Raw genomic sequence first — 22,558 nt, 5'->3', positions numbered from 1 at the left:
CGGGTTGAAAAAACAGGATTTTACCCCGCCCCGCATTTGACCTGAAGCCCCCGGATAGAGTATTTTCGCGTGTTTCCCCGAACGCCTCTGACATGGATCAAACACCCATCGCCGACATGAAATTCGAGACGGCCCTTGCCGAACTCGAAGACATCGTCTCCAGCATGGAAGGCGGCAAGCTCGAACTCGAAGCCTCCATCGCCGCCTACAAACGCGGCATGGAACTGATGAAGCACTGCCAGGCCCAGCTCGCCGACGCCGAGGAGCAGGTCCGCGTGCTCGAAAACGGGGAATTCAAGGCGGTGGACCGTCATACGCTGGAGGCCCAGTGAGCGCCCTGCCCTTCGCCGAATGGATGGCCGTCACCCAGGACCGCGCCGAAACCGCGCTCGGCCGCTTCCTGCCCGCCTGCGACAGCATCCCGGCCCGCCTGCATGAGGCCATGCGCTACGCCACCCTCGGCGGCGGCAAGCGCGTCCGTCCGCTGCTCGCCCACGCCGCTGGCGAACTGACCGGCGCCACGCCGGAAGCCCTCGACGTGGTCGGCTGCGCCGTCGAGATGATCCACGCCTATTCGCTGGTCCATGACGACCTGCCGTGCATGGACGACGACGTGCTGCGCCGCGGCCGCCCGACCTGCCACGTCGAATTCGACGAGCCGACCGCCCTGCTCGTCGGCGACAGCCTGCAGACCATGGCCTTCGAACTGCTCGCCAGCCAGCCCCTCGGCGAACCGAAGCAGCAACTCGAAATGATCGCCCTGCTCGCCCACGCCAGCGGTTCGCGCGGCATGGCCGGCGGCCAGGCCATCGACCTCGCTTCGGTCGGCAAGCCGCTGACCCAGCCCGAGCTGGAACTGATGCACGCGCTGAAGACCGGCGCCCTGATCCGTGCCGCCGTGCTCCTCGGCGCCCTCGCCGGCCAGCCGCTGTCGGCCGACGAACGCGGCAACCTCGACCGCTTCGCCAAGCGCGCCGGCCTGCTCTTCCAGGTCGTCGACGACATCCTCGACTGCACGGCGAGCACCGCCACGCTGGGCAAGACCGCCGGCAAGGACGAGGCCGCCGACAAGCCGACCTACGTCGCACTGCTCGGCCTCGAGGCCGCCCGCGCCTATGCCGACGAACTGCGCGCCGACGCCCGCGACGCCCTCGCCATCTTCGGTGACCGCGCCAGCCGCCTGAACCAACTGGCCGACTTCATCTGCCACCGGCAATTCTGAGATGCCCTACAGCCTGCTCGACACCATCCACAGCCCGGCCGACCTGCGTCGCCTGGAGCGCAAGCAACTGCCGCAACTCGCCAGCGAATTGCGCGCCTTCCTGATCGAATCGGTCTCCCAGACCGGCGGCCACCTGTCGTCCAATCTCGGCACCGTCGAGCTGACCATCGCCCTGCACGCCGTCTTCAACACCCCGGACGACCGCCTGGTGTGGGACGTCGGCCACCAGTGCTATCCGCACAAGGTGCTCACCGGGCGCCGCGAAGGCATGGGCAAGCTGCGCATGCGCGGCGGCGTCGCCGGCTTTCCGAAGCGTTGCGAAAGCCCGTACGACACCTTCGGCGTCGGTCACTCGTCGACCTCGATCTCGGCGGCGCTGGGCATGGCCCTGGCCGCCAAGCACAAGGGCGAGGACCGCAAGGCCGTCGCCATCATCGGCGACGGCGCGATGTCGGCCGGCATGGCCTTCGAGGCGCTGAACAACGCCGGCGTCGCCGATGCCGACATGCTGGTCATCCTCAACGACAACGAGATGTCGATCTCGCCGCCGGTCGGCGCGCTGAACAACATCCTGACCCGCCTGGCTTCGAGCAAGACCTTCAACGCCGCTCGCGAAGCCGGCCGCCACATGCTCGGCTTCGCCCCGCCGCTACTCCAACTGGCCCGCCGCGCCGAGGAACACGTCAAGGGCATGATCGCCCCGGGCACGCTGTTCGAGGAATTCGGCTTCCATTACTACGGCCCGATCGACGGCCACGACCTCGACGCCCTGATCCCGACGCTGGAAAACCTGAAGAAACTGAAGGGCCCGAAGTTCCTGCACGTCATCACCAAGAAGGGCCAGGGCTACAAGCTGGCCGAAGCCGACCCCATTCTCTACCACGGCGTCGGCAAGTTCGCCGCCGGCGAAGGCATCCAGTCGGCCAAGAGCCCCGGCAAGCTGACCTATACCCAGGTTTTCGGCGACTGGCTGTGCGACATGGCCAAGGCCGATTCCCGCCTGGTCGGCATCACCCCGGCCATGCGCGAAGGCTCCGGCATGGTCCGCTTCGCCTGCGAACACGCCGACCGCTACTACGATGTCGGCATCGCCGAGCAGCACGCCGTGACCTTCGCCGCCGGCCTCGCCTGCGAAGGCCTGAAGCCGGTCGTCGCCATCTACTCGACCTTCCTGCAGCGCGCCTACGACCAGCTGATCCACGACGTCGCCCTGCAGAACCTGCCGGTCGTCTTCGCCGTCGACCGCGGCGGCCTGGTCGGCGCCGACGGCCCGACCCACCACGGCACCTTCGACCTGTCCTACGTCGCCTGCATCCCGAATATGGTGGTCATGACGCCGTCCGACGAGGCCGAATGCCGGCGCATGCTGTCGACGGCCTACACCCTCGACTGCCCGTCGATGGTGCGCTATCCGCGCGGCAGCGGCACCGGCGCCGTCCCCTCGCCCGAACTCGACACACTGCCGGTTGGCAAGGGCGAAATTCGCCGCCACGGCCAGGGCATCGCCCTGCTCGCCTTCGGACCGCTGCTCGGCGCCGCCCTGGCCGCCGGCGACACATTGGACGCCACCGTGGCCAACATGCGCTTCGTCAAACCCATCGACGAAGCACTGATTATCGAACTGGCCGGGAACCATTCCCTGCTTGTGACCATCGAAGAGAACGCCGTGATTGGCGGCGCCGGTTCGGAAGTCGAACGGGTGCTGGCGGAACGCGGGCTGACAGTGCCGGTACTACGCCTCGGCCTGCCCGACCGTTTCGTCGACCATGGCGAACAAGGCCAACTCCTGTCCGAGTTGGGCCTCGACAAGGAAGGCATCGTGCGCGCGATCCGCGAAAGATCCGGCGCCCGTACCGACCCACAATAAATTACCGAGAGAACAGCGAATGAGCGCCCCCACCTCCAACATCCCCGACGTCCAGAACTCCGCCGATACGCGCCACATCGCGATCAACAAGGTCGGCATCAAGTCCATCCGCCACCCGGTCAAGGTGCAGGACAAATCGACCGGCGTGCAGCACACCATCGCCATGTTCAACATGTACGTCAGCCTGCCGCACAACTTCAAGGGCACCCACATGTCCCGTTTCGTGGAGATCCTGAACAGCCACGAGCGCGAAATCTCGGTCGAGAACTTCCCGACCATGCTGCGCGACATGGTGGTCAAGCTCGAAGCCGAAACCGGCCACATCGAAATGAACTTCCCGTACTTCATCAACAAGACGGCCCCGGTTTCCGGCGTGCAGAGCCTGATGGACTACGACGTCACCTTCATCGGCGACATCAGCCACGGCGAGATCGCCACCTCGGTCAAGGTCGTCGTCCCGGTGACCAGCCTGTGCCCCTGCTCGAAGAAGATTTCCGAACGCGGCGCCCACAACCAGCGCTCGCACGTCACCGTCACCGCCCGCACCAACGACTTCGTGTGGATCGAGGAAATCGTCCAGCTGGTCGAACAGGAAGCCTCCTGCGAGTTGTTCGGCCTGCTCAAGCGCCCGGACGAGAAGTACGTCACCGAGCGCGCCTACGACAACCCCAAGTTCGTCGAGGACATGGTGCGCGACGTCGCCGCCCGCCTCAATGCCGAGGGGCGCATTGACGCCTACGTGGTCGAATCGGAAAACTTCGAGTCCATCCACAACCATTCGGCCTACGCGCTGATCGAGAACGACAAGCGCAACCCCGGCAAGCAGCCGTAATTCGGCCGGACGGCAAAAACAAAACGGGGCGCCGCAGCGCCCCGTTTCTTTTTGAACCTTCAGGAAGCCGATCAGGCCTTCTTGAAATCCAGCTTTTCCTTGATGCGAGCGGACTTGCCGGAACGCTCGCGCAGGTAGTACAGCTTGGCACGACGAACGTCGCCGCGGCGCTTCAGCTCGATCGAAGCAACCAGCGGGGAGTAGGTCTGGAACGTACGCTCAACGCCTTCGCCGGAAGAGATCTTGCGGACGATGAAGTTGGAGTTCAGGCCACGGTTACGCTTGGCGATAACCACGCCTTCGTAAGCCTGCAGACGCTCGCGGGTACCTTCCTTGACCTTCACCTGGACGACGACGGTGTCGCCCGGAGCGAATTCGGGAATGGTCTTGCCGGCGCTGACGCGGGCAATTTCTTCTTGCTCGAGTTGTTGAATCAGGTTCATGTGAGATCCTTAAATTTTATAAACACTTACTCACCGCATTGCTCCTCTCCGGAAATTTCCGTGAGGAGTTGCGTTTCTTCCGCGCTCAACACGCGGTGCACCAGCAAATCCGGCCGGCGCTTCCGGGTTCGCGCCAGCGACTGCTTGAGCCGCCAGCGACGAATTCTTTTGTGGTCGCCGGACATCAACACCTCCGGCACCGCCTCGCCCTCGTAGATTTCCGGGCGGGTGTAGTGCGGACAATCCAGCAAACCACCGACAAACGAATCTTCCACCGCCGAAGCGGCATCTCCGAGTACCCCCGGCAACTGGCGGACGACGGCATCGATCAACGCCATCGCCGGCAACTCGCCGCCAGAGAGCACAAAATCCCCGATCGAAATTTCCTCATCGACGCAGCGCTCGATCAGACGCTCGTCAATTCCTTCATAGCGACCGCAAAGAAGGATCAGTCCTTCGTCGCCCGTCGCCAGCTGCATGACCCGCTCGTGGGTCAGCGGCGCGCCTTGCGGCGAGAGGTAGATGACCCGGCTTTTGGCCAGGCCCGCCTCGCGCTGCTGCAGCTTCGCGGCATTGATCGCCTTCTCCAGCGGCCCCGGCTGCATCAGCATGCCCGGCCCGCCGCCGAAGGGACGATCATCGACCCGTCGCCAGGCATTCTCGGCGAAATCGCGCGGATTCCAGCCCTGCCAGACCCAGCGCCGCTCTTCCAGCGCCCGACGGGTGATGCCACTCTGCGTCACGGCCGCGAACATCTCCGGGAAGATGGTCACGCAGTCGAACCGGATCACCAGTCGCTGCCCCACTCCACGCGGATCAGTCCCGCTTCCTTCTCCACCGCCAGCACCACTGCCGAAACAAACGGCAGCAGGCGCTCGGTGCCATCCTTGCCGACGACGCGCAACACGTCGTTGGCCCCCGTTTCGATCAGCCCTGCAACGTTGCCGAGCTTCTCGTCTGCGGAATTGACGACTTCCAGGCCGATCAGATCGCCCCAATAGAACTCGTCTTCATCGGTCGCCGGCAACGCATCGCGCGGCGCCCCGACCAACACGCCCTTCATGGCCTCGGCGGCCGTGCGGTCGGCAATGCCATCGAGCAGCACCACCACCCCATCACCGTGAATCTTCAAGCCTTTCAGCCCGACTTCACGCCACGGCTCGCCTTCCCTGGCGATCCACCAGACCGGCATCTCTGCCCAATCGAGCGGATCGTCCCCGAAGGGGTACAACCTGAGCCAGCCCCGAATCCCATAAGGGTCGGCCAGGCGACCCAGAACGACGATTTCGTTGCTGCTCAAAGCCAAAACAGCTTAGGCGGCCTTGGCGGCGTTCTGCTTGACCAGGCGAGCAACGGTCGGCGACAGCTGGGCGCCGTTCTTCAGCCAGTGTTCCAGGCGATCGGTAGCGACGCGCAGACCTTCGGCATTGCCGGAAGCAACCGGGTTGTAGAAGCCGATACGTTCGACGAAACGGCCGTCACGACGATTACGGGAATCGGTCACAACCATGTTGTAGAACGGACGCTTCTTGGCGCCACCACGGGCAAGACGGATAACAACCATGAGAATACTTTCGTTAGCTGGAAAAAAGACCGGAGATTATATCGCTTTATCAAGGAAAAACAAGCCACTTAGCCAGGCACGGAGAGAGAGAACCGCGGCAGACCGCTCGTAGCCGACGGACGGCCGTGGTGGAGAAGTAAATATTTGTTATTCTCCGGTGCGATGAACCGAGTAAAGGACAATCCTTCGAGCAGCACGCCGGAAGCCAACATCAAGAGCATTCTTGAATGGCTCGCCCTGGCGCACGGCCGCTCCGGAGCGGAAGACGGCGAGCAGCTGCATCGCCAGCTCATCTGCCTGCGCGACACGCCGATACCCGGCGCACAGCGCCTCAAGTTGCTCGACCTGCTCTTTGGCCAGGCCGAGCGCATCACCAAGGCCGAGCTGCCGCGGCTGAACGAGGTCAGCCTGCCGATCTCTCGCAAGCTTCGGCAAAGGGTGCGCACGCTGCTCGATATTCTCGAGACGCTGACCCAAGATTATTTCAACACCCTGGCCGATCTGTTCGACCCCCAGGGCGACAACGCCCCCCGCATGCCGCACATGTCGCTGCGCCGCGCCATGAACGCCATTTCCTGGCAGGTTCGCATTGCCCACATGATCGCCTCGCCGATGCCGCTCGGCCTGTGGCAGCAATTGCATGCCGCCTTCCGCACGGCCCGCCGCCTCGGCCTGGACGAGTTTCCCGGCCCCCATTGCGGACCGAGCATACGGCGCATCTACACCTCCATCCTGCTGTCGGCCATTGCCCAGCCGGTTTCCTTTTCCGCCGACGAGCTCGAGTTCATCAGCGAATATGTCGACAAGTGCACGCCCGATGTCGCGCTGCTTGACACCCCCCCCCTCGATGCCCGGGGAATCTTCTGGATCGACCCGGACAAGGATTTCCCGGCCCATGCGCTGATCCGCCGCATTCCTAGCCCGGAATCCGAGGTGCTGTATTTCTCCTGCGACGCACTGGCCGAACAGGCCCTCAAGCACCGGGCCGAACTCCTCAAGGAGGTGGCCGCCCAGGACATCGGTTTGCCGCGCTTTGCCGACACCCACGCCGGACCGGGCGTCCTGCTTCGCCTGCACCAGCTCTGGGGCCACCCAGCCAAGCGCCGCTTCCCGCGGCGGCGGCAGTCGTATCGCGCCCACCTGAGCTCCGGCCTGGGCAACCTGTGGCATTTGATGAAAGCCCCGGAAACGCGGGTCGAACAAAGCGAGTGGATGGTCACCAACGAAAGTCCGGAGGGTTATGCGCTGATGCACATGTCCGGACAGACGCACGACGTCCGGGTCGGCGACATCGTCGCCCTGCAGGCATGCGACGAGCAGGCCGACAGCGCCCAGGTCTGGCACATCTGCATCATCCGCTGGGCCATTTCCGAAAACCCCGAGCACATCGAACTCGGCCTGCAGCTACTCGCGCCCAGGGCGATTTCGGTGGAACTCGCGCATCCGTTCGAACTCGACGCCAGCAAGGTGCCGGCGCTGATCCTGCCCGCCACTCCGCCGCTGCATCCGAAACAATCGCTGATCGTCCCCCCGGGGCTGATCCGGGAAAACGCACGGCACATCATCGTGCTGCAGGAAGACGAAAACCTGAGCATTCGCGAACTGCAGGCCGACGAACTGCGCGAGCAGACCAGCTCGGTGGAAATCTTCAGCGTTTCGCCGGACGGCTCAACGTAGCGACGATCAGCCCACCGAAGAGCACCACCGCCCAGGACAGGTGGAGCCAAACGAGAAACACCGGAAACACGGCAAAGGCCCCATAGATGCTTTTCAGGGTCGCCGAACCGACCAGGAACATCTCGAAGCCCTTTTGCATCACCGAGAAAGCCAGCGCCGCGAATACCCCGCCGATCACGGCCGCGCGCCGGGTAACTTGGGCATTGGGAACGGCGTAATAGAGAAACGAGAAGAACAGCCCGAGCAGCAGCATGGCCACCCCCTTCAGCGCCATGCGACGAACCCAGAGCGCCTCGTCGAACAGCCCTAGGGAGGTCGTGACGGCAAACGACATGACACCGGCAACGGCGCCGAGCACGAAGGGCCAGACCATCATCACGAAGGCATAGAGGCGAATGCGCGCCAGGAACGGCCGCGGCCTGACCTGCCACAGATGATTGAACGCCCGCTCGATGGTGTTCATCAGCATGAAGGCCGTCACCCCGAGGAGGCCGATGCCGGCCAGGGTGAGCTGCTGCGCCTTGTGGGAAAACTTTCCGATATTGCCGGCAATCGCTCCCGCCGCACCACTGGGCAACAAGGCTTCGCGAACCAGCAGGTCGAGCCGGCCGACCAGCACGTCGAAAAAGGGGATCGCCCCGGCAACGGCCAGCACCACGGCAACCAGAGGCACCAGTGCCATCAGTGTCGTGAACGCGAGGGCCGAACTGGTCTGCATCATGTTTTCGCTGAGGAAGCGACGAAAGATGCCGACCGGACCGGCAGGACTGGAGTGGGCCGATCGGGATCGGAGGCGCTTCTGCATGGGGCCGTATAATAGCCGACCATGCAAGACATTCTCATCCTCTATTACAGCCATCGCGGCTCGGTTCGCGCCCTGGCCGAACGCATTGCCAATGGCATCGAGGCCGTTCCGGGCATGCAGGCCCGCTTGCGCACCGTTCCCCGGATATCCGCGGTGTGCGAGGCGGTAGAGCCGGCGGTCCCGGACTCCGGCGCCCCCTACGTCGAGCTTTCCGACCTGCAGGAATGCGCGGCGCTCGCCCTGGGCAGCCCGGTTCGCTTCGGCAACATGGCCGCCCCGATGAAATATTTCTGGGACAGCACCGTCGCCGCCTGGCAGAACGGCACGCTGGCCGGCAAACCGGCCTGCGTTTTCACGTCGAGCGGCAGCCAGCATGGCGGCAACGAGGCAACCCTGCTCTCCATGACACTTCCCCTGCTGCATCACGGCATGCTGGTCATGGGCCTGCCCTTTACCGAACCCGAACTGGCATCGACCACCAGCGGCGGCACGCCCTACGGCGCCAGCCACGTTGCCGGACACGCCGGCAGCCCGCAACTGTCCAACGAAGAAAGCCGCCTCGCCTTTGCCCTGGGCAAACGCCTGGCCCTCCTGACCGAGAAACTGAATCGCCCGTGAACGCCCAACGCTATCAAACCGTCGCCAGCACCAGCCTGATCCTGCTCATCGCCCTCTGCCTCGCCTGGGAAGGCTGGCTCGCCCCGCTCAAGCCGGGCGGCTCGTGGATGATCCTCAAGGGCGCCTTCCTGCTCTTCCCACTGTTCGGCATCCTGCGCGGCAAGCGCTACACCTACAAATGGCTGTCGCTGTTCATCCAGTTCTACCTGATGGAAGGCGCCATGCGCGCCACCAGCGACAGCGGCCTGTCGCAATGGCTGGCCGCCGGAGAAACGCTGCTGTCGGTCGTGCTGTTTGCGGCACTCGTCCTCTACATTCGGGCCACGCGCATCGCGCCCGACAAAGAAAAAGCCGCCCAGGCGAACTGAGGCGGCTTTTGTTCGGGGCCGACCGGAATCAGACGTCGCCCTGGGCCTTGACCTTGTCCAGGCTGGAATGCAGCTTGTTCAGCGCATTCAGGTAGGAACGGGCCGACGCGATCACGATGTCGGTATCCGCACCGTTGCCATTGACGATGCGGTCGTCCATGGACAAACGCGTCGTCACCTCGCCTTGGGCATCCGTGCCGGTGGTGATGGCATTGACCGAGTAGAGCAGCAACTCGGCACCGCTGCCGACGATGCTCTCGATCGCCTTGAAGGTCGCATCGACCGGGCCGCCGCCGCTGGCTTCGCCCTTCTTCTCGACACCGCCGACATTGAGGATGACCTTGGCGAAGGGCATCTCGCCGGTCTCCGAACAGACGTGCGAATAGACCAGCTTGTAATGCTCCTGGTCCGGCGTCACGACCTCCTCGGAAACCAGGGCGTGCAGGTCTTCGTCGAAAATCTCGTGCTTGCGGTCGGCCAGCTCCTTGAAGCGGGCAAAGGCAGCATTCAAGACCTCGTCGCTTTCCAGCTCGATGCCCAGCTCCTGCAGGCGGGTCTTGAAGGCATTGCGACCGGAATGCTTGCCGAGCACCAGCTTGTTCTGGCTCCAGCCCACATCCTGGGCGCGCATGATCTCGTAGGTTTCGCGATGCTTGAGCACGCCGTCCTGGTGGATGCCCGATTCGTGGGCAAAGGCGTTGGCCCCGACCACCGCCTTGTTCGGCTGCACCGGATAGCCGGTGATCTGCGACACCAGCTTGGAGGCCGGGACGATCTGCGTCGTGTCGATACGCGTCTCGACCGGGAAGATATCCGGACGGGTGCGCACCGCCATGACGATTTCCTCGAGCGCGGCATTGCCGGCCCGCTCGCCCAGGCCGTTGATCGTGCACTCGACCTGGCGCGCGCCGGTCAGCACGGCGGCCAGCGAGTTGGAAACGGCCAGCCCGAGATCGTTGTGGCAATGCACCGACCACACCACCTTGTCGGAATTCGGCACGCGCTCGATCAACTGGCGCATCGTTTCCGCGTACTGGAAGGGAATGGCGTAACCGACCGTGTCCGGGACGTTGATCGTCGTCGCGCCGGCCTTGATCACCGCTTCGAAGATGCGGCACAGGAAGTCGATTTCCGAGCGCCCGGCATCCTCGGCCGAGAATTCGATGTCGTCGGTGTATTGGCGCGCCCAGCCGATCGACTTGACCGCCTGCTCGACCACCTGGTCCGGCGTCATGCGCAGCTTCTTCTCCATGTGGATAGGGGAAGTCGCGATGAAGGTGTGGATACGGCCCGACTTGGCCGGCCTGATCGCCTCGCCGGCGCGGCCGATATCGTTTTCGTTGGCACGGGCCAGCGAGCACACCGTCGAATCCTTGATCGCCTGGGCGATGGAATGGATGGAATCGAAGTCGCCGGGCGAAGCGGCGGCAAAACCAGCCTCGATCACATCGACCCGCATTTTTTCCAGCTGGCGGGCGACGCGGATTTTCTCTTCCTTGGTCATCGACGCGCCCGGACTCTGTTCGCCGTCGCGCAGGGTCGTATCGAAAATTACCAGATGCTGTTTCATGGGAACTCCGGGAATTACTGGGGCTTGCGCTTGAGCAGGCCGATGGCGGCCTGGACGTAACCGGACAGGCCATAGAGGACGAAGAAGCCGAACAGGGCGATTTCCGGGCTGTAGGCAACCAGCGCGAAGCCGAGGGCGATGGCCGCGATCACGAAGAAAGGCACGCTCTTCTTCAGATTGATGTCCTTAAAGCTGTAGAAGCGGATATTGGACACCATGGTCACGCCGGCAAAGATGGTCAGCGCGCAAGCGAACCAGCGCACGTCGCTGCCGGCCACGCCGGTCTCGATCATGACCCAGACCAGGCCGGCGACCAGCGCCGCGGCGGCCGGCGACGGCAGCCCCTGGAAGTAGCGCTTGTCCATGACTTCCAGCGTGGTATTGAAACGCGCCAGGCGCAAGGCAGCACCGGCACAGTAGATGAAGGCGGCGATCCAGCCCAGCCGGCCGAGGTCGCGCAAGGCCCATTCATACATCACCAGGGCCGGTGCCGCGCCGAAGCTGACCATGTCGGACAGCGAGTCGTATTCGGCGCCGAAAGCCGACTGGGTATTGGTCAGCCGCGCCACCCGCCCGTCCAGACCATCGAGGACCATGGCAATGAAAATGGCCATGGCGGCCCGGGCGAAATCGCCCTGCATCGCCTGCACGATGGCGAAGAAGCCGGCAAACAGGGCGGCCGTGGTAAACAGGTTGGGCAGCACGTAAATGCCGCGCCGCTTGATTTCGGGATTGAACAGCGACTTACGGGGTTTGAGTTCGGTCATGGGGCTTGTATGAACGGGCAACCCGAAGAGGATACACCCGGAAAGCATCGAAATCCGCAAACAACAAGGGCGGTGCAGTTTCCCACACCGCCCGAAGCGAAGGTAGCCCTAGCTGCGCAGGCGCAGGGCGGCTACCAAGCCGGAGACCAACTTAGTTCTTGGACTGGTCGACCAGCTTGTTCTTCTTGATCCACGGCATCATGTCGCGCAGCTGGCCGCCGACCGTTTCGATCGGATGCACGGCGTTCAGACGACGACGGGCAGTCATCGAAGGATAGTTGGTACGGCCTTCGAGGATGAACATCTTGGCGTACTCGCCGGTCTGGATGCGCTTCAGGGCGTTGCGCATGGCGACGCGCGACTCTTCGTTGATGACTTCCGGACCGGTCACGTACTCGCCGTACTCGGCGTTGTTCGAGATCGAGTAGTTCATGTTGGCGATGCCGCCTTCGTACATCAGGTCGACGATCAGCTTCAGCTCGTGCAGGCACTCGAAGTAGGCCATTTCCGGCGCGTAGCCGGCTTCGACCAGGGTTTCGAAGCCCATCTTGACCAGCTCGACGGCGCCGCCGCACAGAACGGCCTGTTCGCCGAAGAGGTCGGTTTCGGTTTCTTCGCGGAAGTTGGTCTCGATGACGCCACCCTTGGTGCCGCCGTTGGCAGCAGCGTAGGACAGGGCGATGTCCTTGGCCTTGCCGGACTTGTCCTGGTAAATGGCGATCAGGGACGGCACGCCGCCACCCTTCAGGTACTCGGAACGCACGGTGTGGCCCGGACCCTTCGGGGCGACCATGATGACGTCCACGTCGGCGCGCGGCACGACCTGGTTGTAATGCACGTTGAAGCCGTGAGCGAAGGCCAGGGCAGCGCCCTTCTTCAGGTTCGGGGCGACTTCCTCGTTGTACACCTGCGGGATGTTCTCGTCCGGCAACAGGATCATGACGACGTCGGCGCCCTTGACGGCCTTGGCGATCTCTTCGACCTTCAGGCCGGCCGCTTCGGCCTTCTTCCAGGAAGCGCCGTCCTTGCGCAGGCCAACGGTGACCTTGACGCCGGAATCCTTCAGGTTCTGGGCGTGGGCATGGCCCTGCGAACCGTAACCCACGATGGTGACCTTCTTGCCCTTGATCAGGGAGAGATCGGCGTCCTTGTCGTAATAAACTTTCATGAAATCCTCTTTATAAACGGATAGTTAGACTTTGAGAATACGATCGCCGCGACCGATGCCACAAACACCGGTACGGACGGTTTCGAGAATCAGGCCGGCATCGAGCGCGGCAATGAAGGAGTCGAGCTTGGAACTGGCACCGGTCAACTCGATCACATAGGTCGACTCCGTGACGTCGATGATGCGGCCACGGAAAATATCGGCCATCCGCTTCATCTCTTCGCGATCCTTGCCAGTGGCACGAACCTTGATCAGCATCAGTTCGCGCTCGACGTGCGCGGCCTCGGAGAGATCGACTACCTTGACGACATCAACCAGCTTGTTGAGCTGCTTGGTGATCTGCTCGAGTACCTCGTCGGAACCCCAGGTCAGGATGGTCATCCGCGACAGCGAGGGATCTTCCGTCGGTGCCACGGTCAGCGATTCGATGTTGTAGCCGCGGGCGGAGAACAGCCCGGCGACGCGGGACAGTGCCCCGGCTTCGTTTTCAATCAGGATGGAAATGATATGACGCATTTTTTCTTTTCCTCCCCCGCTCAGATATCTTCGGCGAGGATCATTTCGGTCAGGCCCTTGCCGGCGGCCACCATCGGGAACACGTTGGCGCCCGGATCGATGATGAAGTCCATGAACACCAGGCGGTCCTTATATTCGGTGAAGGCCTTGCGCAACGCCGGCTCGACGTCTTCCGGCCTCTCGATACGCATGCCGACGTGGCCGTAGGACTCGGCCAGCTTGACGAAATCGGGCAGCGAGGTGACGTAGGACTGGGAATAGCGCTTGGAGTAGAACATCTCCTGCCACTGGCGGACCATGCCGAGCATGCCGTTGTTCAGGTTGATGATCTTGATCGGCAGCTCGTACTGCTTGCAGGTCGACAGTTCCTGGATGCACATCTGGATCGAGCCTTCACCGGTCACGCAGGCCACCTGCGCACCCGGGTTGGCGAGCAGCACGCCCATGCCGTACGGCAGGCCGACGCCCATGGTGCCCAGGCCGCCGGAGTTGATCCAGCGACGCGGCTTGTCGAACTTGTAGTACTGCGCGGCGAACATCTGGTGCTGGCCGACATCGGAGGTGACGAAAGCGTCGCCGCCGGTCACTTCGTACAGCTTCTCGACCACGTACTGCGGCATGATGTGCTCGGATTGGCGATAGGCCAGCGAATTGCGGCCACGCCACTCGTCGATCTGCTTCCACCAGTCGGCCACTTCCGGATCGGCCGTGAAGCCGCCGTCGATCAGCTTGAGGATTTCATCGAGGACATCGTTCACGTTGCCGACGATGGGCACGTCGACCTTGACGCGCTTGGAAATCGACGACGGATCGATATCGATGTGGATGACGCGGCGCTTCTCTTCGCCGAAATGCTCCGGATTGCCGATGACGCGGTCGTCGAAACGGGCGCCGATGGCCAGGATCACGTCGGCGAAATGCATCGCGTTGTTGGCTTCGAAGGTGCCGTGCATGCCCAGCATGCCGACGAACTGCTTGTCGGTCGCCGGATAGCCGCCCAGGCCCATCAGGGTGTTGGTCACCGGGAAATCCAGCTTGCGCGCCAGCGTGGTCAGCTTCTCGGCCGCATCGGACAGGATCACGCCGCCGCCGGTGTAGATGATCGGGCGCTTGGCTTCCTGCAGGATCTGCACGGCCTTCTTGATCTGACCCAGATGCCCCTTGACCACCGGGTTGTAGGAGCGCATCTGCACCGACTTGGGGTAGTCGAATTCGCAAACCTGGGCCGTGATGTCCTTCGGGATATCGACGACAACCGGGCCGGGACGGCCGGTGGCGGCGATGTGGAAAGCCTTCTTGATGGTCGAGGCGAGATCCTTGACGTCCTTGACCAGGAAATTGTGCTTGACGCAGGGGCGGGTGATGCCGACGGTGTCGCACTCCTGGAAGGCATCCTGGCCGATGTACTGGGTCGGCACCTGGCCGCACAGCACGACCATCGGAATCGAATCCATGTACGCGGTGGCGATGCCGGTCACGGTGTTGGTCACACCCGGACCGGACGTCACCAGCGCAACGCCGACCTTCTGCGACGAGCGCGAATAGGCGTCTGCGGCATGGACGGCAGCCTGCTCATGGCGGACCAGGATGTGCTTGACGTCCTCCTGCTTGAAAAGCGCATCGTAAATATGCAGAACGGAACCGCCGGGGTAACCGAACACATAATCGACCTTTTCTTCTTGCAGGCACCTGATTACAATTTCTGCACCGCTGATCATCATTCTTGAGCCCAAAAAAGCTGTTGCCTAAAAGGGCGTAACCTTAATCGACCGCCAATTTTCGGTCAAGGTTTCCTGGCATAACCACATACCGCTCAAGGCCTTTTGGAAGAGACCACCCTGGCATCGCCCCAACAACTTTCCTGCTTTCTCGAATCGATCGAACGCCGGGCCTTCAAGCAAGCGATGTTTGCCGTCCATGACGAGGAAGCGGCGCTCGACATCGTGCAGGACGCCATGCTCAAGCTGGCCGAAAAATACGGCGACCGGCCGGACGAAGAGTTCCCGATGCTGTTCCAGCGCATCCTGCAGAACACCATCCGCGACTACTACCGGCGCAGCAAGGTCCGCTCGATGTGGACGACGCTGCTGTCGGCCTTCTCGTCGGACGATGACGACGACCACGACCCGCTCGAGACGCTCGCCGCCGACGAAGACGACGCCGGCCCCAAGACGCCGGAAAGCAAGCTGCTGCAGGCGCAGACCCTGAACCTGATCGAAGACGAAATAAAAAAGCTGCCGGCACGTCAACGCGAAGCCTTCCTGATGCGTTACTGGGAGGACATGGACGTCGCTGAGACCGCAGCGGCGATGGGCTGCTCAGAAGGCAGTGTCAAGACCCATTGTTCGCGTGCCACCCACACGCTGGCAACCGCCCTGTCGGCAAAAGGTATAAAGCTATGAACGAAGAACGTTATGGACATCGCGTTCGGCAAGCGCTGAACCACGGACTGAAGGACATTCCGCCGGCCGCCTCGCGGCGCCTGGAAGCTGCCCGCCATCTGGCGCTGAGCCGCCAGAAGCAGGCCGTCCCGCAGATGGCCCTGGCCGGCTTCGGCGGCTCGTCCTTCCGCCTGGGCTCCCACGTCCCCTATCTCAAGCAGATTCTCGCCATCGCGGCATTGCTGCTCGGCATGTGGATCTCCTTCTATTGGCACAGCGTCCAATACGTCAGCGCCCTGGAAGAAGTGGATAGCGCCCTGCTCACCGACGACCTGCCCCCCGATGCTTTCCTGGACAATGACTTCTTCGAATGGCTATTAGACGACTCGCCGGAGGAGTGATCCTCGCCCTCGGACTGAATGCCGCCATCGCCGCCGAACCGCCGACAACGGCCATTATCGGCACGCCGCCACAACCGGGATGGAGCCAGCTCAACGCCCAGCAGAAAAGCACGCTTGCACCGCTGTCCAGGAATTGGGACAGCATGGAGAACATCCGCAAGAAGAAGTGGCTGGGCATTGCCGAGCGCTACCCCGCGATGAAGCCCGACGAGCAGCAACGCATGCAGGATCGCATGCGGGAATGGGCCGCGCTGTCGCCTTCCGAGCGCAACAAGGTGCGCGACACCTACAAGGATTTCAACCAGCTCCCAAGCGAACAGAAACAGGTCGTCAAACAGAAGTGGGAGGCTTACTCGAACCTCAGCCCCGAGGAGCGGCAGCGCGTCCGCGAGTCCGGCCGTTCGTCGAAACTGCTGGCCCCGCCCGCCGCACCGGCCGGCACTGAAGCGGCCGCCACCGGCGCGCAAAACCCATGACGGCCGAGCAACCCAGCCTGCAGCGACGCCTCGTCTGCATGCTGTATGAAGGACTGGTCGTTTTTTCCATCCTGCTGATCGGCTTCCTGCTCCCGCAGGTCGTACTGTCGGGTTTTGGCTGGACGGTCGGCGCCAAGGGACTCTGGATTCACGTCCTGTTTCTGCTGATGGCCTATTTTGTCTGGTGCTGGCTCAACGGAGGTCAGACGCTGCCCATGAAAACCTGGAAAATGCGCCTGGTCGACGAAAACGGCGGTCCGCTGCGCCCGCTGCAAGCCGTACTGCGCTACCTCGCCGCCTGGCCCAGCATCCTGTTTCTGGGAATCGGCATCATCTGGGCCCTGCTGGACAAGGACAAGCGCTTCCTGCACGACCGCATCGCCGGCACCCGGATCATCGCCAGCGCCGGCTGATCAGCGACGCTCCACCCACCACAGCATGCCCATGGCGACGAGCAGGAACAGGGCCGACGGCGCCGTCGCGCTAAACAACGGCGACCACGAGTTGATCGCCCCCAGGTTGGACGACAGGCCGTTCAAGGCATAGAAGAGGATGCCGAGCATGACGCCGGCGAATATCTTCAGGCTGACTCCGCCCACCCGGTTGTGCGAATACCCGAACGGCAGCGCAAGCGCCACCATGACCAAGGCAGCCAGCGGATAGAGCAACTTCTTCCACAGCGCGATCTGGTAACGCTCCGTCTTTTGCTTGTTGTCGCTGAGGTGGCGGGTGTAGTTCACCAGGCCGATCAGCGACATGCGCTCGGGAGAGACCATCAGCGCCGCCAACAGGTTCGGCGTGACGTTGGAGCGCCACTCGCTGCCGGGACTGCTTTCAACCCGTGCCTGATCTCCCTCCAGAACGGTTTTGACGACATCCTGCAAAATCCATCGATCCGGCGCCTGAAACTCCGCCTGACGCGCATCGGTCACCGACTCGAGCTGGTTTTCATGGCTGAACTTGTAGATGCGCAGGCCCTGCAGGGGCGCATCGGGCATCGCACTGCGAATGTTGATGAAACTGCGCCCATCCTTGACCCACAACCCGCTATCGAAGCCGCTCTGGGCAATCACGGTACTCATCGCCTTGGCCCTGATCTCCCGCCCCAGCCGCTCGCTGAAGGGAACCAGGGCTTCGCCCACGACGAAAGTCAGCAGGGCCAGCAGCAAGGCTGCCCTGAACAGCGTTTTCAGCAAGTCGCCGGTGGCCAGCCCGGAGGCCCGCAGAACGGTGATTTCCGAATGGCGCGCCAGCGTGGACAAGGCATACAGCGCCCCGATCAGCGTGGCGATGGGAATCAACTCGTAGATCAGGCCGGGCATGCCCAGCGCCACGAACAAGGCGGCATGAAACACCGTATACCCGACCTTGCCGACGCTGCGCAGTTCGTCGATGAAGTTAAAGAAGGCGAATAGCGCCAGAAAAGCGGCGAGCACCAGGAAGATGGACGCAAATGTCTCGCGGATCAGGTAGCGCTGGTAGAGATTAAGACGAAACATCAATGCCCCCAGCGCTGCCAGGGCATGCGCACGACGATCCGCTTGTAGAAAAGCGCCACCAGCGGCAAGAGCATCACGACGTGGGCCGCCCAGACGCCCACCCAGAAGGACAGCTTGCCCTGCGCCACCCAGGCCTGGCTCACCGACAGCAGGTTGTTGTAGATGGCGTAGATGAGGATCGCGATCAACATGTTGGCCGAGCGCCCGGCCCGCGGATTCACATAGGAAAGAGGAATGGCAAGCAGGCACAGGATCAGGGCCGAAACCGGCAAGCCGATCCGCCACAGCAGCTCTCCGCGAGCGACGTTGCTGTCCTCGAGAATCAGCTGGGTAATCGGCATTCCCTTCGGCGACAGCGAGGACGAGGCGGGCTCGCCGTCCTCGACGCGCGCCCGGTAGCGTTCGAACTCCATGACCTTGAACGCCGGGCTACCCGGCTCCACCTCGTAACGGCGACCGCGCTCCAGCACGACAAAACGGTCGCCGTTGCCGGCCGTTTCCTGAAAGCCCGAGTCCGACACGATCACGCCGAACCTGCCCTCCTGATAGGAAGCCACGAAGACGTTGCCGACATTGCTGCCGTCGTCGCCCACCCCCTCCACGAAGAATACCCGCTGCCCTTTCTTGACCTCCCGGAAAGCGCCGGGCGACACCTGCGAGAGCTCGCTGCGCGCGGAAAGGCGCTCGCGATACTCGGCCGAACTGGAATTGGCCCACGGCGCAAGAAAACCGGAAACGGCGGCGATCGCCACAATGATCGGTATCGCGAAACGCAGCACCGGCGCTATCCAGCCGGTCAGCGGCAAGCCGGAAGAAAACCAGACCACCATCTCGGAATCCCGATAGACGCGGGACAAACTGAGCAAAATGGATACGAAAAGCGTCAGCGACAGCAAAATGGGCATGAAATTCAGCGCCGAGAAACCCAGCAGCGATGCTACCGCTTCCGGCGCAATGCGTCCGCCCGCTGCTTCCTTGAGCAAACGAATCAAATGGGTCGAGGTCAGAATGGCCAGCAGCGCAACGCTGATGCCGGCAGCTGCCTGGGCAAATTCGCGCCGGGCGGCGCGCTCGAATATCATGCTTTGACGAAACCGAAAAAATGCGAGGATAATCCCTCAAATACTGATATTTCCTTGATCAGGAGCAGCTTGTGGAATTTAGCATAAAAAGCGGAAGCCCGGAAAAACAGCGCAGCGCCTGCGTGGTCGTCGGCGTTTTCGAATCGAGGAAACTGACCCTCCCGGCGGAACTGCTCGACAACGCGTCCGGCGGATACATCGCCGACATCGTCCGCCGCGGCGACATGGAAGGCAAGGCCGGCAGCACCCTGCTGCTGCACAACGTGCCATCCACCCTCTGCGACCGCATCCTGCTTGTCGGACTGGGCAAGGAAAAGGAATTCCGCGAAAAGGAATTCGCCAACGCCATCCGCACCGCCGTCAAGGTCCTCAACGAAACCGGCGCCTTCGACGCCACGCTGTTCCTGACCGAACTGCAGGTCAGGAAGCACAGCATCACTTGGCGCGTCCGCCAGACGGTGATCGCTGCGCTGGACGCCACCTACAAATTCGACCAGTTCAAGAGCAAGAAGGAAGAAATCCGCCGCCCCCTGCGCAAGCTGACCATCAGCGTCGAGCGCCGCAACGAACTGGCGCCTGCCGAGGAAGGCATGCACCAGGGCCTGGCCATTGCCGAAGGCATCGCCTTGACCAAAACGCTCGGCAACCTGCCGCCCAATATCTGCCATCCCACCTATCTGGCCGAACAGGCCCGGACCATGGCCAAGGCATTCAAGCTCGACTGCGAAATCCTCGAGCGCGACGACATGGAAAAGCTCGGCATGCACTCGCTGCTCGCCGTCGCCCGCGGCTCGCACCAGCCGCCCAAGCTGATCGTGCTGGGCTACAAGGGTGCCAAGGCCAGCGACAAGCCGATCGTGCTGGTCGGCAAGGGCGTCACCTTCGACACCGGCGGCATTTCGCTGAAGCCCGGCGCCGACATGGACGAGATGAAATACGACATGTGTGGCGCCGCCAGCGTGCTCGGCACCCTGCAGGCCGTCGCCCGCATGGCCCTGCCGATCAACCTGACGGTGATCGTGCCGGCCACCGAGAACATGCCCGGCGGCAACGCGACCCGCCCCGGCGACATCGTCACCTCGATGTCCGGCCAGACCATCGAAATCCTCAATACCGACGCCGAGGGCCGCCTGATCCTGTGCGACGCGCTGACCTACGCCGAACGCTTCGACCCGGATACGCTGATCGATGTCGCGACGCTGACCGGCGCCTGCGTCGTTGCCCTGGGCGGCGTCGCCACCGGCCTGTTCGCCAACAAGGATGGCCTGGCGCGCGACCTGCAGGACGCCGGCGAGGAAGCCAACGACCGGGCCTGGCACATGCCGCTGTGGGACGAGTACCAGGAGCTGCTGAAGAGCCCGTTCGCCGACATGGCCAACATCGGCGGGCGCTACGGCGGCGCCATTTCGGCCGCCTGCTTCCTGTCGCGATTCACCAGGAAATTCGACTGGGCGCACCTCGATATCGCTGGCACCGCCTGGAAATCGGGCGCCGACAAGGGCGCCACCGGACGGCCGGTTCCGCTGCTGACGCATTACCTCCTGCAACGCGCGGGCAAGCTCAATTGACCCAGGTTTTCTTCTACCACGGTGCCAGCGACCGCATCGCCGCCGCCTGCGCCTTGCTGAGCGGCGCCTATGCCAAGAAAAAACCGATGCTGGTGTACGCCACCGAACCCGAGGTCGTCGGCAGCATCGACCGCATGCTGTGGACACATTCGGCCCTCGGCTTCGTGCCCCACTGCCGGGCCGACTCGCCGCTCGCTGCCGAAACGCCGATCCTGATCACCGACAGCCTCGACAGCATCGCGCAGGATGAACGCCTGATGAACCTGAGCCGGGATATCCCGCCGGGCTTTTCGCGCTTCGAAAGCCTGATCGAGGTGGTCGGCCAGGACGAAGACGACCGCAGCGCCGCGCGCGACCGCGTCAAGTTCTACAAGGATCGCGGTTACGAAGTCCGTTATTTCGACCTCAGCGACCGCTAAGGAATCCCCGTGCCCAGCCCCATCCTCGCCCGCGCCGACGCCCTGATGCACCGCAAGCGCCAACCCGAGGCCGAATTCGACGACGTGCCGACCTTGACCGATGCCATCGACGACGAGGATGACATTCCGGTGCTGATCGAGGAGGCAGCCTCCGAACTGGAGGAAGCCGCCCTCCCCGGCACAGTGCCCGTGCCGGATGCCGACCTTGTGGCGACGGACGCCGTCGTCGTCGAGGCACCGCCCTTCGCCTCAAGCGAACCACCGGCGGCGCAGGAAGAAATCATTCCCCTGGCCACGCCGGCCAATGCCGAACTGCACGAGCAACTGGCCAGCGAACTGGCCCGCCGCGTCGAACAGCGCCTGGCCGCCGAACTGCCCCGCATCATCGAATCGACCCTGCGCGACTTTCTGGCCGAGCAGGCCATGATCGCCGCCTCGCCCCAGCGCGACTGAAATCGCGGCGAAGCCGGGGCGACGCTCCGGTATAATTTCCGGTTTTCCCCTTTTCCGACAAGTCCATGGAACTCGCCAAAGCTTTTGAGCCGGCCGATATCGAACGCCGCTGGTACCCCGAGTGGGAAGGCCAAAATTATTTCGCTGCCGGCGCCGATGGCGGCAAGACCGATAACTTCTGCATCCTGCTGCCGCCGCCCAACGTCACCGGCACGCTGCACATGGGCCACGGCTTCAACCAGACGATCATGGACGCGCTGACCCGCTACTACCGGATGCGCGGCCACAACACGCTGTGGCAGCCGGGCACCGACCATGCCGGCATCGCGACGCAGATCGTCGTCGAGCGCCAGCTGGACGCCCAGGGCATTTCGCGCCATGACCTCGGCCGCGACAAGTTCCTGGAAAAGGTCTGGGAATGGAAGGAATACTCCGGCAACACCATCACCAAGCAGATGCGCCGCATGGGCACCAGCCCGGACTGGACGCGCGAGCGCTTCACGATGGACGCCGGCCTCAACAAGGTGGTCACCGAATCCTTCGTCCGCCTGTACAAGGAAGGCCTGATCTACCGCGGCAAGCGCCTGGTCAACTGGGACCCGAAGCTGCACACCGCCGTGTCCGACCTCGAAGTCGTGCAGGAAGAAGAAGACGGCTTCATGTGGCACATCCGCTACCCGCTGGCCGACGGTTCGGGCAGCCTGGTCGTTGCCACCACCCGTCCGGAAACCATGCTCGGCGACACCGCCGTGATGGTCCATCCGGAAGATGAACGCTACAAGGCCATGATCGGCAAGATGGTCAAGCTGCCGCTGACCGAGCGCGAAATCCCGATCATCGCCGACTCCTACGTCGATCTCGA

At 63.1% G+C, this 22,558-nt stretch carries 27 protein-coding genes; 15 read left to right on the top strand and 12 right to left on the bottom strand.

Going from position 1 to position 22,558, the window contains the following annotated elements; translation table 11 throughout:
- Positions 1-92: 92 nt before the first annotated feature.
- The 4 genes from xseB to folE2 are packed head-to-tail and all read left to right on the top strand — an operon-like array spanning position 93 to position 3,921.
- Positions 93-332: an exodeoxyribonuclease VII small subunit gene (gene xseB / locus Q0P59_RS12110; RefSeq protein WP_295006720.1), complete on the top strand. Its 240-nt coding sequence runs from the start codon at positions 93-95 to the stop codon at positions 330-332.
- The gene (locus Q0P59_RS12105) at positions 329-1,222 is read left to right on the top strand and encodes a farnesyl diphosphate synthase (RefSeq protein ID WP_295006719.1); all 894 of its coding nucleotides are present in this window, start codon (positions 329-331) and stop codon (positions 1,220-1,222) included. Before xseB ends, Q0P59_RS12105 begins: the two co-directional genes overlap by 4 nt.
- A 1-nt stretch (position 1,223) precedes the next feature.
- On the top strand, positions 1,224-3,089 hold the full coding sequence (gene dxs, locus Q0P59_RS12100) for a 1-deoxy-D-xylulose-5-phosphate synthase (RefSeq protein ID WP_295006718.1): 1,866 nt from the start codon (positions 1,224-1,226) through the stop codon (positions 3,087-3,089).
- A 19-nt stretch (positions 3,090-3,108) separates the two neighbouring features.
- On the top strand, positions 3,109-3,921 hold the full coding sequence (folE2, locus tag Q0P59_RS12095) for a GTP cyclohydrolase FolE2 (RefSeq protein WP_295006717.1): 813 nt from the start codon (positions 3,109-3,111) through the stop codon (positions 3,919-3,921).
- 71 nt (positions 3,922-3,992) lie between these two features.
- On the opposite strand, the gene rplS is transcribed toward folE2, so the two are convergent.
- Genes rplS through rpsP form a run of 4 tightly spaced genes read right to left on the bottom strand, consistent with a single transcriptional unit; the run spans position 3,993 to position 5,928 of the window.
- Entirely contained in the window at positions 3,993-4,364 is a 372-nt protein-coding gene (rplS, locus tag Q0P59_RS12090; RefSeq protein ID WP_150429528.1) for a 50S ribosomal protein L19, read from the bottom strand.
- A 26-nt stretch (positions 4,365-4,390) separates the two neighbouring features.
- Positions 4,391-5,155 (bottom strand): tRNA (guanosine(37)-N1)-methyltransferase TrmD, encoded by a 765-nt coding sequence (gene trmD, locus Q0P59_RS12085; RefSeq protein WP_295006716.1) that lies wholly within the window; start codon positions 5,153-5,155, stop codon positions 4,391-4,393.
- Positions 5,152-5,664 carry a ribosome maturation factor RimM gene (gene rimM, locus Q0P59_RS12080; RefSeq protein WP_295006715.1) on the bottom strand — a complete coding sequence of 171 codons (513 nt, stop codon included), beginning with the start codon at positions 5,662-5,664 and terminating at the stop codon, positions 5,152-5,154. Before rimM ends, trmD begins: the two co-directional genes overlap by 4 nt.
- A 12-nt stretch (positions 5,665-5,676) precedes the next feature.
- Entirely contained in the window at positions 5,677-5,928 is a 252-nt protein-coding gene (gene rpsP, locus Q0P59_RS12075; protein ID WP_295006714.1) for a 30S ribosomal protein S16, read from the bottom strand.
- Positions 5,929-6,090: 162 nt separating this feature from the next.
- Between rpsP and Q0P59_RS12070 the strand changes: the two genes are divergently transcribed.
- Positions 6,091-7,605 carry a hypothetical protein gene (locus tag Q0P59_RS12070; protein WP_295006713.1) on the top strand — a complete coding sequence of 505 codons (1,515 nt, stop codon included), beginning with the start codon at positions 6,091-6,093 and terminating at the stop codon, positions 7,603-7,605.
- Here the strand turns inward: Q0P59_RS12070 and Q0P59_RS12065 are convergent.
- Positions 7,577-8,410 (bottom strand): YihY family inner membrane protein, encoded by an 834-nt coding sequence (locus tag Q0P59_RS12065; protein ID WP_295006712.1) that lies wholly within the window; start codon positions 8,408-8,410, stop codon positions 7,577-7,579. The genes Q0P59_RS12070 and Q0P59_RS12065 overlap by 29 nt on opposite strands.
- A gap of 21 nt (positions 8,411-8,431) precedes the next feature.
- Between Q0P59_RS12065 and wrbA the strand changes: the two genes are divergently transcribed.
- Entirely contained in the window at positions 8,432-9,028 is a 597-nt protein-coding gene (wrbA, locus tag Q0P59_RS12060; protein WP_295006711.1) for an NAD(P)H:quinone oxidoreductase, read from the top strand.
- The gene (locus Q0P59_RS12055) at positions 9,025-9,396 is read left to right on the top strand and encodes a DUF2069 domain-containing protein (RefSeq protein ID WP_295006710.1); all 372 of its coding nucleotides are present in this window, start codon (positions 9,025-9,027) and stop codon (positions 9,394-9,396) included. Before wrbA ends, Q0P59_RS12055 begins: the two co-directional genes overlap by 4 nt.
- 28 nt (positions 9,397-9,424) lie before the next feature.
- On the opposite strand, the gene Q0P59_RS12050 is transcribed toward Q0P59_RS12055, so the two are convergent.
- The 5 genes from Q0P59_RS12050 to ilvB form a co-directional block, all read right to left on the bottom strand.
- Positions 9,425-10,966 carry a 2-isopropylmalate synthase gene (locus Q0P59_RS12050; RefSeq protein WP_295006709.1) on the bottom strand — a complete coding sequence of 514 codons (1,542 nt, stop codon included), beginning with the start codon at positions 10,964-10,966 and terminating at the stop codon, positions 9,425-9,427.
- Positions 10,967-10,980: 14 nt separating this feature from the next.
- Positions 10,981-11,733 (bottom strand): CDP-diacylglycerol--serine O-phosphatidyltransferase, encoded by a 753-nt coding sequence (gene pssA / locus Q0P59_RS12045; RefSeq protein WP_295006708.1) that lies wholly within the window; start codon positions 11,731-11,733, stop codon positions 10,981-10,983.
- A gap of 151 nt (positions 11,734-11,884) precedes the next feature.
- Positions 11,885-12,901 carry a ketol-acid reductoisomerase gene (ilvC, locus tag Q0P59_RS12040; RefSeq protein ID WP_295006707.1) on the bottom strand — a complete coding sequence of 339 codons (1,017 nt, stop codon included), beginning with the start codon at positions 12,899-12,901 and terminating at the stop codon, positions 11,885-11,887.
- Positions 12,902-12,925: 24 nt separating this feature from the next.
- Positions 12,926-13,417 (bottom strand): acetolactate synthase small subunit, encoded by a 492-nt coding sequence (gene ilvN, locus Q0P59_RS12035; RefSeq protein ID WP_027459068.1) that lies wholly within the window; start codon positions 13,415-13,417, stop codon positions 12,926-12,928.
- A 20-nt stretch (positions 13,418-13,437) separates the two neighbouring features.
- Entirely contained in the window at positions 13,438-15,138 is a 1,701-nt protein-coding gene (ilvB, locus tag Q0P59_RS12030; RefSeq protein ID WP_295006706.1) for a biosynthetic-type acetolactate synthase large subunit, read from the bottom strand.
- Positions 15,139-15,240: 102 nt separating this feature from the next.
- Between ilvB and Q0P59_RS12025 the strand changes: the two genes are divergently transcribed.
- Genes Q0P59_RS12025 through Q0P59_RS12010 form a run of 4 tightly spaced genes read left to right on the top strand, consistent with a single transcriptional unit; the run spans position 15,241 to position 17,088 of the window.
- Complete coding sequence (locus tag Q0P59_RS12025; RefSeq protein ID WP_295006705.1) at positions 15,241-15,819, top strand: RNA polymerase sigma factor; 579 nt, start codon at positions 15,241-15,243, stop codon at positions 15,817-15,819.
- Positions 15,816-16,199, top strand: coding sequence for a DUF3619 family protein (locus Q0P59_RS12020; protein WP_295006704.1), 384 nt, complete (start codon positions 15,816-15,818; stop codon positions 16,197-16,199). Before Q0P59_RS12025 ends, Q0P59_RS12020 begins: the two co-directional genes overlap by 4 nt.
- Positions 16,196-16,675 (top strand): DUF3106 domain-containing protein, encoded by a 480-nt coding sequence (locus Q0P59_RS12015; protein WP_295006703.1) that lies wholly within the window; start codon positions 16,196-16,198, stop codon positions 16,673-16,675. The genes Q0P59_RS12020 and Q0P59_RS12015 overlap by 4 nt, the downstream gene beginning before the upstream one ends.
- On the top strand, positions 16,672-17,088 hold the full coding sequence (locus tag Q0P59_RS12010; RefSeq protein ID WP_295006702.1) for an RDD family protein: 417 nt from the start codon (positions 16,672-16,674) through the stop codon (positions 17,086-17,088). The genes Q0P59_RS12015 and Q0P59_RS12010 overlap by 4 nt, the downstream gene beginning before the upstream one ends.
- Here the strand turns inward: Q0P59_RS12010 and lptG are convergent, their stop codons facing one another.
- Both lptG and lptF read right to left on the bottom strand, forming a co-directional pair.
- Positions 17,089-18,174, bottom strand: coding sequence for an LPS export ABC transporter permease LptG (gene lptG, locus Q0P59_RS12005; protein WP_295006701.1), 1,086 nt, complete (start codon positions 18,172-18,174; stop codon positions 17,089-17,091).
- Positions 18,174-19,256, bottom strand: coding sequence for an LPS export ABC transporter permease LptF (lptF, locus tag Q0P59_RS12000; RefSeq protein ID WP_295006700.1), 1,083 nt, complete (start codon positions 19,254-19,256; stop codon positions 18,174-18,176). The genes lptG and lptF overlap by 1 nt, the downstream gene beginning before the upstream one ends.
- A 71-nt stretch (positions 19,257-19,327) precedes the next feature.
- Here lptF and Q0P59_RS11995 point away from each other — a divergent pair, with 71 nt between their 5' ends.
- The 4 genes from Q0P59_RS11995 to Q0P59_RS11980 all read left to right on the top strand — a co-directional run.
- A complete protein-coding gene (locus tag Q0P59_RS11995; protein ID WP_295006699.1) occupies positions 19,328-20,824 on the top strand; it encodes a leucyl aminopeptidase in 1,497 nt (498 codons plus the stop codon).
- Positions 20,821-21,243 carry a DNA polymerase III subunit chi gene (locus tag Q0P59_RS11990; RefSeq protein ID WP_295006698.1) on the top strand — a complete coding sequence of 141 codons (423 nt, stop codon included), beginning with the start codon at positions 20,821-20,823 and terminating at the stop codon, positions 21,241-21,243. The genes Q0P59_RS11995 and Q0P59_RS11990 overlap by 4 nt, the downstream gene beginning before the upstream one ends.
- Before the next feature lie 9 nt (positions 21,244-21,252).
- On the top strand, positions 21,253-21,696 hold the full coding sequence (locus Q0P59_RS11985) for a hypothetical protein (RefSeq protein WP_295006697.1): 444 nt from the start codon (positions 21,253-21,255) through the stop codon (positions 21,694-21,696).
- Positions 21,697-21,761: 65 nt separating this feature from the next.
- Positions 21,762-22,558: class I tRNA ligase family protein (locus tag Q0P59_RS11980; RefSeq protein ID WP_295006696.1), on the top strand; the 797-nt coding region annotated here is incomplete at its 3' end.

This window comes from uncultured Dechloromonas sp., from assembly GCF_945957265.1.
GTDB lineage: Bacteria > Pseudomonadota > Gammaproteobacteria > Burkholderiales > Rhodocyclaceae > Azonexus.
The sequence above is the reverse complement of the archived record's forward strand: the minus strand, read 5'-3'. Positions and strand labels throughout refer to the sequence as shown.